Raw genomic sequence first — 13166 nt, forward strand, 5'->3', positions numbered from 1 at the left:
CGCGAAACCGAACGAACGTTCGCCAGCGTAAATCCTCTGCCGCCATGCGCCGGATAGCCGACGGCGCGTTGGTTGTGTTCGGAAAAATTTTCGCGTTTTGCGGAAGGTTTGCCGCGCTCGGCGTTGCAAAAGAGCTTTTTTACAGTGACAACCACAGATAATTGTGGTGTGAACATTCATTGGGTGGGAATGGCTCTCGTCGTTCCAGGCTTTTGTGAAGAAATAATACCGAGAGATCATGACGATTGAGATTATCGGACGGGCGAGTGTCGCCCCGGGGGCGGGTTCGATCGAAGAGCTGCAGCTCATTCTCAAGGAAGGGCGTTGCACGGTTGGCTGCATCCCCGACGAGCGTTGGGACCTCGCGCGTTTCTGGCATCCGGTCGTCGGCACCCAGGGAAAAACCTACAGCTATGCCGCCGGCGTCATGGCCGACATCTATTCCTTCGACCCCGCTGTTTTTGGTCTTTCGCAGCGCGAGGCGCTGCAGATGGATCCGCAGCAGCGGATTCTGCTCAATCTCGTCTGGCGCGCCTTGGAAGACGCGAACTTGCCCGTGGATGGGTTCGAGGGAGAAAAGGTTGGCGTCTATGTTGGCGCATCGTCGCTCGACCACGGCAACCTGACAGCCGAAGACCCGGCCGCCGGCAGTCCGTATTTCATGACCGGTAATACGCTGTCGATCGTTGCCAACCGCATTTCGCATATTTTCGGCCTGCGCGGGCCGAGCATGACAATCGACACGGCCTGTTCCTCCTCGCTCGTGGCGCTCGAGCAGGCGGTGAGGGCGCTGGAATGTGGCGATATCGACACGGCGATCGTCGGCGGCGTCAATCTGCTGCTCCACCCGCTGTCCTTCGTCGGCTTTTCGCAGGCGCGCATGCTGTCGCCGGAAGGGCTTTGCCGCGCCTATGACGACAATGGCCGTGGTTATGTCCGCGCCGAAGGCGGCGTGGCCATCGTGCTTCGCCGGACCGACCGTGCGTTGCGTGAGAAGGATCGCAGCTATGCGCGTATCCATGCCGTCGGGGTCAATTCCTCCGGCCGCACCAACGGTATTTCCCTTCCATCGCGGGAAGCGCAGGCCGAGCTGTTGCGCTCGATCTATGAAGGGCAGAATATCGACGTCAATCGCATTGCCTTCGTCGAGGGTCACGGCACGGGAACCAAGGTCGGCGATCCAGCCGAAATCTGGGCGATCGGCGATGTCATTGGCCGCAACCGGCGCGCGCCCGTGCCGGTCGGCTCGATCAAGTCCAATATCGGACACACCGAGCCCGCCTCCGGCCTGTTCGGCCTGCTGAAGGCGGTGCTGGCGCTGGAAAACAATTTCCTGCCGGCGTCCCTGCATTTCGAGCAGCCGAATGAAAATATCGACTTCGAAGGGTTGAACGTTCGGGTCAATACCTCGGGCACCGAGCTTCTTCCGGCCAAATATCCGCGCTTCGCCGGCATCAATTCCTTCGGTTTCGGCGGCACGAATGCGCATGTGGTCATCAGCGATCCCGATCCGGTCGCGCCGCCAGAGCCGCAGATGCGCGGCGACGGCGCCGTTTTCGTCGCGAGCGCACACACGGCTTCGGCGCTGTCGAAGCTGCTTGAGGATTACAGGGACCGTTTGAAGCGTGCGGAACCGAAGGAAGCCCGGCAGATTATCGCATCCGCCGCGGCCAATCGCGAGCCGATGCGCCATCGCTTCGCTGCCAAGGCCAAGGATAGCGCGGCGATACTGGCCGCGATCGACGGGCATCTTTCCGGGGAAAGCTCGGTCGGGGAGGCGGGCGAAGTGCCGGGCCAGACCGCCAAGATCGCCTTCGTCTTTTCCGGCAATGGCTCGCAATGGGCGGGCATGGGTATCGAGGCCTATCAGGAAAACCGCCATTTCCGGCAATGTTTCCAGTCGTTCAGCGCGCTCTTCGAATATTATCTCGGTGAGAAGCTGACCGATCTTCTGGTCGCCGCCGACCTGTCCCAGCGGCTTGCCGATACCAAGATCGCCCAGCCCTTGCTGTTTGCCGTCCAGGCCTCCCTGTCGGATTGTCTCGCCGCGCTCGGCGTTAAGCCCGATGTCGTCCTCGGCCACTCCGTCGGGGAAATCGCAGCCGCCTACGCCGCCAAGGCCCTGACGGCCGCCGAAGCGGTCGCGATCGTTGCCAAGCGTTCCGTGCATCAGGATCTTCTTGCCGGCGAGGGCAAGATGGCGGCGGTCGTCCTCAATGAAGACGCGGCGCTCTCCTTCGCCCGGTCGCACGGCTTGAACGATATCTGCATTGCCGCGATCAACGCCCCGAATTCGGTGACGATCTCCGGTCCGACGCATGAGATCGAGGCGTTCAGGGACGCCGCCCGCAAGTCGCAGATCGTGGCGCATGTCCTCGACATCAATTATCCCTTCCATCACCCCATCATCGATCGGGCGAAGGATGTCTTTCTCGCGGATCTGCCCGATGTCGCACCGGACACCAGCACCGTCCCGTTCATTTCGACGGTGACGGGCGAGCACCGCGACGGCCGTTTGCTCGATGCGCATTATTGGTGGCGCAATGTCCGCGATCCCGTGCTGTTCAAGGCAGGCTGTCAAGCCGCGATGGCGATGGGCTGCAACCTGTTCATCGAAATCGCGCCACGTCCGATCCTGTCGAACTACGTGATGGAGATCGCCAGACAGGCATCCGTTCAGGCGGTTACCATCCCGACATTGCTGCGCGAGACACCGCTTGCCGGCCGCGATCCCGTATCGCAATCCTTCGCGCGTGCCGTTGCCCATGGCGCGCCGGCGCTACGCTCGCGCGGCAGTGCCACGCGCAATGCCTTCGTCAGGCTGCCATCCTTGCCGTTCGAGCCGGTGGAGCTGCGGTCGCAACCGACTACGGATGAGATCGACATTTTCGGCCGCGACGGCAAGAGCTCTTATACGTTGCTCGGCTGGCGCACGGACCCCAACGGCTCCAGCTGGAAAAACCATCTCGATGCGCATCTTTTCGCCGACCTCGCCGAGCATGTCGTCGATGGCAAGGCGATCCTTCCGGGGAGCGGTTTCATCGAGATCGCCGTCAATGCCATCAGGCAATATTACGAGACCGACGAGGTCGAACTCGGCAATCTGGAAATCGTCAGGCCCCTGGAACTGCGTCAGGACCGGATCACCGAACTGTCGACGATCCTGTCGGCGGAGACCGGCGATATCGAAATTCGCTCGCGCGAGCGGTTGAGCAACGATGACTGGACGGTTCACGCCGTCGCCCGCGGCCGCAAACCGATCGACCGCGACCTCACCGAGGAGCGGATCGTCCGCCGGTCCGAAGGGCGAAAATCCGTCCTGACGGCGGAAAAGACCTATGACACGGCGGAGCGCTTCGGGCTGCAATACGGCCCGCATTTCCAGCTTTTGTCGAAGGCGGTGGCGTTTGGGCGCAATGTCATCGAAGTGGACCTGAAGCCGGCGGCCGCGCCGACCCATCCCTTCGTGGCTTACAATCTCAATCCCATGTCGGTCGACGCGGCCTTCCATGGTCTTGTGGCGCTGTTCGATCAGCTGTCCGGCGACGAGGCCGGCGCCCCCTATATTCCGGTCCGTTTCGGCTCGGTGCGAGTATCGGGCAGGGGCCGGCCGATTGCCAAGGCGATCATCGAGATCGAGCGTTTCAGCCCGAATTCCGTCAAGGCCCGGTTCCGCATGCTGGATGCGGATGGCGGCCAGATCGCGGTGTTCGACGATTGCCGCTTCCGCCGCACATTCTTGCGCCGGCATACGACGCTCGCTTCCGTCGCCTTCCATTATGAGACCGTTCCGTCGGCGATCTTCGGACGCTCGGCCGGTTCGGATATCGCGGTACCGGACATAGCGGCATTGCGCGCCGTCGATGCGGCGCATCCGTTCAACAACTCCACCCTGCTTCTGGATGCGGCGATCTACCGGGCATGCCACGAGATCGCATTGGCGCTTGCCGACAGGAATGGAGCGGTCGCGCTTGCGAGCCTTCCGGAGGAACCGGAATTCCGCTCCTTCCTCGTCAATTGCCTCTATATTCTCGAGGATGCCGGTATAGCTTCGGCCGGCGATGGCGAGTGGCATGTCCCATCGGACTTCACCTTGCCGCCGGTCAGTGATGTCCTGCAGGAGCTTTATCGCGAGGATGCCGGCCGCGTGGCCGAGGCCGTTCTCGTCAACAACGCCCATCGCGAGGCGCTCGAGCGTCTCCTCTCGGTCCACACGCATATCTTGGGTCAAACATCCGCCAAGACAGCCGGTCATGCGATCGGCGGAGCCACGCTGGAGCATGTTCTGATTCATGCCCCCCTGAGCGGCAGGCGGTTTTCGATGATCGCCGAAGCGCTATCGGCATCGCTGGAAGCCAATGCCGGCACCGTCGGCCATATTCTGGAAGCCGGGTCCACATCCGCAGCCGTCAGCTGCCGGCTGGCCGAAATCGCGGCCAAGGCCGGCGCCAGCTTGATCATCGCGGAGCCGCGCGAGCAGGTGCGCCGCGCGCTCGAGATTGCCTTCGAGCGTGATGCGAATGTCATCGTAACGGAAACCGCAGAGCTCGCGGACCAGCCCATTGCCGATATCGTCATTGCATCGGGCGATCAGAGCCAGCATCTTCTGTCGCATGACGAGGGGGTGAAGACTGCAGTGCGCGCCGCTGCGGCGCGTGGCGGGCAACTCTTGTTTACCGATCGCGCCCCGAGCCCCTTCAATGATTTCGCCTTCGGTCTTTCGGCGGGATGGTTCGCCGGCAGCCCGTCGCCCGAGTTCCCGGTCGGCCAGCTCGGTACGCGGGAACATGTCGAGGACGTCTTCGCGACGCTTGGCTTCGGCAAGGCGCAGGTGGAAGAGCTGGTATTCCCGGAAGGGGCGTTGATAGCCGCCGTCGCCGCGTCTGAACGCCAGGCGGAAACCGCCTCCGGTTTATACGATGCCGCCGTGCCGCTGCTTGTCCTGTCCGAGCGGAAAGAGCGCAAGGCAGGCATTTCCGGCCGGCAAGCCACCATCGTCGACGTTTCGAAAACGCCGGCGGATTTCGCCGCCATCCTGGCGTCGCTCGAGCATCAACCGCTGCATATTCTCTACGAGGCGGAACGACAAGACGGCCGAGATGCGTCCGAACTGTCGCTGACACGGTTGCAGACATTCGCATCGCTGGCCGACAGCTTGGCGCGCCACGCCGGCGCTCATGACCGGCCGCGTCTGGTGATCGTCGCTCCGGGTGGCTCGCCGCTTGCCGACGAGCGGATCGATGGCGCCAATGCCGGTCTCTGGACCTTCGCGCGGGTGTTGCAGAACGAATACGACCTCCTCGACGTGCACCTTCTCGACGCGGAGACGGATGACAAACGGACGATCGCCGCTGTCGAGACCATACTGTCCGCCAAGACCGGTAACAGGGAATGGATGCTGGAGCGGGCAAGCGGCAATATCCGCGAAGTCCGGGCGGCGGCAGGCCCCTTTGCCGCGACGGACGCCAGCCGCCGCGACGTGCTTGCGGCCACGATCCGGCAGCATGCGAGCGGCAGGCTCGACAGCGTCGTCTGGGAAGAGACAAGCCCGCCGACGCCGTCGGACGGCGAGGTGGTGATCGCCGTCGAAGCCACGGGCCTCAATTTCCGCGATGTCATGTGGGCCATGGGCCTACTGCCGGAAGAGGCGCTGGAGGACGGTTTCGCCGGCGCGACCATCGGCATGGAATTCGCTGGCCGAGTGCTGGCCATAGGGTCCGGCGTCGACGATATCCAGCCCGGCGACAAGGTCATGGGGATTGGTCCAGCCGCATTCTCGACCCATGTGCGCGTGCGCCGCGATGGCGTTACCAAATTGCCGGAGACAATGGGAACGGTTGCCGCGGCAACCGTGCCGGTCGCCTTCCTGACGGCCTATTATGCGATGGTCGAGCTCGGGCGGATACAGCCGGGGGAAACGATCCTGATCCATGGCGCGGCCGGCGGTGTCGGACTGGCCGCGCTCCAGATTGCCAAGCTCAAGGGCGCCCGCGTGATTGCCACGGCGGGCACGGTCGAGAAGCGTCGTTTCCTGGAGATGCTGGGGGCCGATCATGTGCTCGATTCCCGCTCTCTGGATTTCGTCGCCGGCGTTCGCCAGATCACGAAGGGCGAAGGCGTGGACCTCGTGCTGAACTCTCTGTTCTCCGAGGCGATGGAACGCAGCATCGAGCTGGTCAAGCCGTTCGGGCGCTTCCTGGAACTTGGCAAGCGCGACTATTATTCCGACCGCAAGATCGGTCTGCGTCCCTTCCGCCGCAATATCAGCTATTTCGGCATCGATGCCGATCAGCTGCTGGTGAATGCGCCGGCGCTGACAAAGCGGATTTTCGCGGAGATTGGCCAGCTCTTTGCCGAGCACAAGCTGTCGCCGCTGCCCTATCGCGCCTTCGGTTACGATGAGATCGGCAGTGCGTTCCGGCTGATGCAGAATGCCGGCCATATCGGCAAGATCGTCGTCCGTCCGCCGGTTCTCGGCGTCGACCGCGTCCTGCCGGCACCAGGCAAATCGTTGCGGCTCGATCCGGATGGCGTCTTTCTCGTGGCCGGCGGCATTGGCGGTTTCGGTCTGACGGCCGCCGATTGGCTGGTTGCCAAGGGTGCGCGTCGTATCGCACTGTGCTCGCGCCGCGGCCTTGCCGACGACGAAACGCGCAAGGCTCTCGGCGAATGGGAGAAGAAGGGCGTCCTGGCAACGCTGCACGCCTGCGATATTACCAATGAGATGGCCGTCGAAACCCTGCTTGGTTCACTTCGCTCCGAAGGCGCGCTCAGGGGCGTCATCCATGCGGCCATGGTTCTGGACGATGCGCTGCTCGCCAATCTCACGCCGGATCGCAACCGGCCGGTGCTCGATGTCAAGATCCGCGGCGCCGCCATTCTCGATCGCTTGACCCGCTACGACCCTCTCGAGGTGTTCCTGCTGTTTTCGTCGGCAACGACGATGCTCGGCAATCCTGGGCAGGCGAATTATGTGGCCGCCAACGGCTATCTCGAGGGTCTGGCACGCGCACGCCGAGCGGCGGGTTTGCCGGGCCTTGCGGTCGGTTTCGGCGCCATCGCCGACAGGGGCTTCCTCGCTCGCAACAGCGAGGTGAACGAGCTTCTGTCCAAACGTATCGGTAAGGCCGCCTTGAAGGCACGCGATGCCTTGGCGCAGGTCGAGCATTATATGCTCGCCGACACCGGTAAGGTGGGGGCTGCCGCCGTCATGATCGCGGAGATCGATTGGACTGCTGTCCGCATGCTGCCGATCGCCGGACAATCGCTGTTCGAGCCGCTGATGCGCCATGCCGGCAGCCAGCAGGCCCTGAACGACGGCGATACCATCGATCTTCGCGAGCTGATCAAGGGCAAGTCCGAAGATGAGGCGCAAGCTGCCTTGCACGCGCTCGTCGCCTCCGAGATCGCCGCGATCCTGCGCGTCACCGAGGACACGATCACGCCCGACAAGGTTTTGAAGGATATCGGCCTCGACAGCCTGATGGCGATGGAGCTCGGCATGAGTTTCCAGCAGAAGACGGGGTTCGACATCCCCTTGAGCGGTGTCGGCGAGGGGACCACGGTCAGCGATGTCGTCAGCCGTTTGCGCGATCGTGTCATGAACCGTGGCGGTGAAGCGGCCGAAAGCTCGGCGGCGAGCGAGGATCAGGTGGTCAGCCGCTTGGTGCAGAGCCATTCCCTGCAAGAGAAGAAGGCCGTGCAGTCATGACGCAGGACGATATCCCGGCGGGGGACAAGAAGAGCAGCCTGCTCGAGCAGATGCGCCGCGTCGGTGAATCTTCCGGGCGCAATCGGGCGCAGCGCCTGAACCGGCAGACGCAGCCGCCGGCGCGCCAGGCGATCCGCTTCGAGGACCTGCCGGAATACAAGCGGGTGATGACGCAGAAGCTCGCGGGCGAGATGGCGGGGATCGCCAATCCCTTCTATCGCTCGCATGATGTCGCCGCCGGCGCGACGACGCGGATGGGCGGACGCGAATTCATCAACTTCGCCTCCTATGACTATCTCGCCACCAACAAGGACCCGCTGGTCGCGGCAAGGGCCAAGGAAGCGATCGACCGCTTCGGCATTTCCGCTTCGGCGAGCCGGCTCGTCGCCGGGGAGCGCCCCGTGCATGTCGAGCTGGAGCAGCGGCTCGCGGAAGTTTACGGCGTCGATGCCGCCGTCTGCTTCGTCAGCGGATATCTGACCAATGTCGCGACGATCGGCTGCCTGATGGGGCCGCAGGATCTCGTGATCCATGACGAGTTCATCCACAACAGCGCCCTTGCCGGCATCAAGCTTTCCGGCGCGGCGCGGCGGCTGTTCAAGCACAATGATGCGGAAAATCTGGAAAGCATCCTGAAGACGCTTTCCTCCGACTTCCGGCGCATCCTGGTGATCGTCGAGGGCGTCTATTCCATGGACGGCGACATCGCCGATCTACCGGCCCTACTGGAGTTGAAGGAGCGCTACGGCTTCTGGCTGATGGTGGACGAGGCGCATGCGCTCGGCATTCTCGGCGAAAAGGGCCGCGGCACCTTCGAGCATTTCGGGATCGATCCACGCGACGTCGACATCTGGATGGGAACGCTGTCGAAGACGACATCGAGCTGCGGTGGCTATATCGCCGGCAGCAGCGCGCTGGCCGATATCCTGAAGGCCGAGGCCGGCGGTTTCGTCTATAGTGTCGGTCTCGCCCCCGTCCTGGCAAGTGCCGCCATTGCCGGCTTGCGCATACTGGAAGCCGAGCCGGATCGGGTTGCCCGGCTGAAGCGCAACGGCAATCTTTTTCTGCAATGCGCCCGGGAGGCCGGGCTCGACACCGGCCTGAGCCTAGGTTTCTCCGTCGTTCCGGTCATTGTCGGTGATTCGCTGCGCGCCGTGCAGCTTTCCAACGATCTGTTGAGCGAGGGCGTCAATGTGCTGCCCATCATTCATCCCGCCGTGCCCGAAGGCATGGCGCGCCTGCGCTTCTTCATCACCTGCGATCACACCGAGGAGCAGATCCGGCATTCCGTCGCCCTAACCGCCGGAAAGCTCAAAGATTTACAGGATCGGAATTTCGGCCTAGGGTCGATCGATATGGACAAGGTGATGCAATTGTTGCCGATGCGCCAGGGTTCCGGCAAGCCATAACGTCAGGGCGATCGTTCATGCATGTTATCGTCACCGGGGGCTCAAGCGGGATCGGCCTGGCGATAGCCAGGCTCTATGCCCTCCGCGGCGATCGCATCTCCCTGCTTGCCCGTCATTCCGGCCGCCTGGAACAGGCGCTCGGCGAACTTGTCGCCCTGTCCGGGGTCGATCCTTCCCGCATTCAGATCGCGTCGGCCGACGTCGCCTCCGCCAGTCAGGTACAGGAGGCCGTCGGCATCTGCGAACGCTCTTTCGGCCCCTGCGATATCCTCATTGCCTCGGCCGGCATCGTCGAGCCCTGTGCTTTCGACGAAATGCCGGCGGATGTCTTCGACGAACAGATTGCCACCAATCTGCTGGGCACCGCCAATGCGGTGCGTGTGGTCTACAGCGGCATGAAGGCGCGTCGCAGCGGCAAGATCATGCTGGTCTCCTCGGGGGCCGCGCTGATCGGCATCTATGGCTATGGCGCCTATTGCGCCTCCAAGTCGGCGTTGACCGGCTTTGCAGAGGCCCTGGGCGTCGAGGCGGCTGTTTTCGGTATTCGCGTCTCCATCTGCTTCCCGCCGGATACGCTCACGCCGCAATATCGCCGCGAGATGTCGATGCGGCCTCCCCAAGCGGAGCTATTGATGGGCACGGTCAAGCCATGGAGCGCCGAAGCCGTGGCGGCCAGGATCGTCCGCGGGCTCGACCGCGGCCGGCGGCAAATCCATTTCGGACCGACGCTGACAGCGCTCGCTTATTTCGGTCCATTGGTAAAACCGGCGCTGATATGGTGGTTTTCCCGCAAAATACGAAAAATAACTGGGCAAGAACGGCAGGGAAGTCTTGTCGAGGCGGTCGACGAAGGCTTTGATCGCGGGAGGTAAGCGCGGGTTTGCACAACCCGCTGGCGATGTCGCGTCTTTGGCATGGGGACGTGCGGTCGACATCGCAATTTGAATTTGGGGGCCTTGTTCTTCCGGGGTTGGAAAAGCAAGGCGATTGGCTGATATTGGGACGCTATACTATTGAGGCTTCATGATTTTCCGGCTCTTTTGACGCTTATCTGCTTCGCGTTCTCCTGCTTGGTCATCTTTTTGACCGATCCTTTCGCGATGCCGGCCGCCGTCAACAGGCAAAATCATACCGAGCGAAGCTGGAGCCGGCTGGCCTTTGAGTGGGCCAGCAGGGTTCCGGTGATCGCGCTCGTCTATGCCGGCTTTTTCGCGATCTCCTGGCGTCCGCTCTACGGCGCGCAGGGCGCGATCTCCTTCTTCGTCATCTTTACCGGCATTTCGCGCGCAAAGTTCCAGTTCATCCGCGAGCCCCTGGTCTTTTCCGACATCGCGCTGGTGGTCGATGTCTTCAAATACAAGGAAATTTTCTACGCGACGTCCCTGAACATCGTCTTCTGGGTGATCGCGCTTTCCTATGTGTTCGGCGTCAGCGGTCTCTATATGTATTTCGAGCCGTCGATCCTGCCCGAGCGCAACGGTTTCCTGTGGGTTCTCGTCATGCTGATCGTGGCCTTCGGGCCCTGGTTCGCCCTGTTCAGCCGGGCCGTCAGCGATCCGGTCTGCCGCTTCACGCAGATGGTGCTCGGCAAGGTTGACGTGAAGAAGGATACGGTCAGGTTCGGTACCTTCGCATCTGTCGTCTTTCATTTCGTCATCTGGGTCGGTGTCCGGCGAGAGGCCATCGTCACGCAATTGTCCGAGCGCTTCATCTCGGCTCTCCACGAACTTTGGGAGCATGGCGACGATGAGCCGCTGATCGTGGTCTGGCAGTCCGAATCCTTCATCGATCTGCGCCATTTCGGTGCCGAGAACGTCAAGCTGCCCAATCTCGACCGCCTGCGGAATCAGGCGGCGCAATGGGGGCGGATGACCAGTGTCTTCGAGGGCGGCTATACGCTGCGCACCGAATTCGCGGTGCTGAGCGGCCTTTTGCCCGAAAACGTCCATATCGACGCCAGTTATCCCTATCTGCGCGCCAGCCACTACAAGGATGTGGTCTGGCCGGCGCGGTTGAAGAAGGCCGGCTGGCAGACGCAGTTCATCCATCCCTACGACAAGACCTTCTTCCTGCGCCACAAGGCTCTGCCGCAGCTCGGCTTCGACCGGATGATGATGCTGGACGAATTCGACCACAGGCCAGAGCGCGACGGCCCCTATGTCAGCGATCTCGCACTGACGAAGAGCGTGATTCGCGCGATCGAGGAAGGCGGCGAGGCGAAGAATTTCGTCTTCGTCGCCTCGATGGCGAATCATGGTCCCTGGGAGCCCGGCCGCTGCGGCGACCTGACCGACCCGGTGGATATCTACAGCGAGCTCCTGATGCGCGCCGACCATGCGCTTGGCAATCTCGCCCATCATCTCGACAGGCTCGACCGTCCCGTCTGGCTTCTGTTCTATGGCGATCATGCACCGCTCCTGAAAGCCTTCGCCGACCCGTTCCCCGATCCGCGTACGGATTACGTCATCGTCCCGCTTGGCCGGGCGCGGGCGCATTCGCAAAAGCCGGCACCGGCGCGGGAAGAGGCGCCCTGGAACCTCGTCGGCACCCTGCTGCGCTATGCCGGCCTCAGCAGCGAGGTTCCGGAATGATGGCTGGCGGGCAGGGGGCTGCCGCGCGCGTCTTCCTTTTCCTGCAGGGCCCGTCGTCGCCGTTGTTTGTCGAGACCGCCCGGAGGTTGGAGGCGGCAGGCTGCCGCTGCATCCGCATCAATCTGAACCCCGGCGACTGGATGTTCTGGCATGGCCGCGACGTCTTCAACTATCGCGGCGGCTTCGCCGGCTGGCGCGATTATGTGCGCCGGCGCATCGAAACCGACAAGGTGACCGATCTGATTCTGCTCGGTGAGGAGCGTCCCTATCATCGCGTGGCCATCGAAGAGGCGCGGCGGTTGGGCGTCGAGGTCGCGGTTATCGAGATGGGCTATTTGCGGCCGGACTGGGTTACGCTCGAGCGTAATGGAATGTCGTCCAATTCCCGCTTTCCCGCCGATCCCCGGCATATCATGCAGGCGGCGGCGAAGCTGCCCGAGCCGGATTGGACGCGCCGCTTCAGTCATAGCTTCCTGGCCGAGGCGGCCTACGACCTTCTCTATAATCTTCCGAACGCCTTCCTATGGTTCCTGTATCCCGGCTACCGGCGCCACGCGCTCTATCATCCGCTGGTCGAATATGCCGGCTGGCTGCGCCGCCTGCCGGCGAGCGGCAGGCGGGCGAGGGAGGCTGAGGCGACGATCGACGCTCTGATCGCCGGGAATGCGGGATTCTTCGTCTACCCATTGCAGCTTCAGACCGATTTTCAGCTGCGCGCGCATTCTCCCTTCCACCGGCAGCAGGACGCCATCCGCCAGATCATGCGCTCGTTCGCTGTTCATGCCGCGCCCGACATGCATCTGGTCGTGAAACTGCATCCGCTCGACAACGGGCTCGTCGACTGGAACCTCTATATCGACAGCATCGGTATTCCCCTTGCCCTTTCCTCCCGTGTTCACTTCATTGACGGCGGCAATCTCGAAAAGTTGATCGCGGCAAGCGACGGCATGGTAACGGTCAATTCCACCGCCGCACTTTCGGCCCTGCAGGCCGGCAAGCCGGTAAAGGTGCTAGGCGCCGCCATCTACGATATCGAAGGCCTGACCGACCAAAAGCCGCTCGATCTTTTCTGGGGAAAGCCCGAAGCGCCGTCCGCCGATCTTCGCCATGCTTTTTTGAAATTGCTGGCCGAATCCATACAGGTACGCGGGAATTTCTATTCCCGGGCGGGTGCTCGCGCGGCTGCGGCCGCGATCGCGGAGCGCCTTGTGACGCGAACCGTCAACCTTCCGGATGCCTATATCGACCCGCCGCCGCGGCAGAGACCGGTAAAGATCGACGTCCCCTGATTCCGTCAGGGCGGAATGGCATGATCAGCTTCGGAAAAGCGCAATAATTCATTCTCGGACAGTCATCGGGGCATTCGTCGGGTCGCCGACCCTGAAATTGACACGACGGCTGCTTACATAGGGATTCGTGAGTACACTGAACGCAGCGATTCGATGTTGGGACGAA

5 protein-coding genes are annotated in these 13166 nt (G+C 62.6%); all 5 read left to right on the forward strand.

The features are described from left to right. The first annotated feature begins 238 nt into the window (after nt 1-238). Entirely contained in the window at nt 239-7711 is a 7473-nt protein-coding gene (locus FHX11_RS09970) for a type I polyketide synthase (protein ID WP_184357416.1), read from the forward strand. Continuing rightward, on the forward strand, nt 7708-9120 hold the full coding sequence (locus tag FHX11_RS09975) for an aminotransferase class I/II-fold pyridoxal phosphate-dependent enzyme (RefSeq protein WP_184357417.1): 1413 nt from the start codon (nt 7708-7710) through the stop codon (nt 9118-9120). The genes FHX11_RS09970 and FHX11_RS09975 overlap by 4 nt, the downstream gene beginning before the upstream one ends. Nucleotides 9121-9137: 17 nt before the next feature. Then, on the forward strand, nt 9138-9992 hold the full coding sequence (locus FHX11_RS09980; protein WP_184357418.1) for an SDR family oxidoreductase: 855 nt from the start codon (nt 9138-9140) through the stop codon (nt 9990-9992). Nucleotides 9993-10133: 141 nt separating this feature from the next. Beyond that, the gene (locus FHX11_RS09985; RefSeq protein ID WP_184357419.1) at nt 10134-11711 is read left to right on the forward strand and encodes a sulfatase-like hydrolase/transferase; all 1578 of its coding nucleotides are present in this window, start codon (nt 10134-10136) and stop codon (nt 11709-11711) included. After that, entirely contained in the window at nt 11708-13000 is a 1293-nt protein-coding gene (locus FHX11_RS09990) for a capsular biosynthesis protein (RefSeq protein ID WP_184357420.1), read from the forward strand. Before FHX11_RS09985 ends, FHX11_RS09990 begins: the two co-directional genes overlap by 4 nt. Nucleotides 13001-13166 lie beyond the last annotated feature (166 nt).

The sequence above is a fragment of the Rhizobium sp. BK602 genome (assembly GCF_014195095.1).
Taxonomy (GTDB): Bacteria; Pseudomonadota; Alphaproteobacteria; order Rhizobiales; family Rhizobiaceae; genus Rhizobium.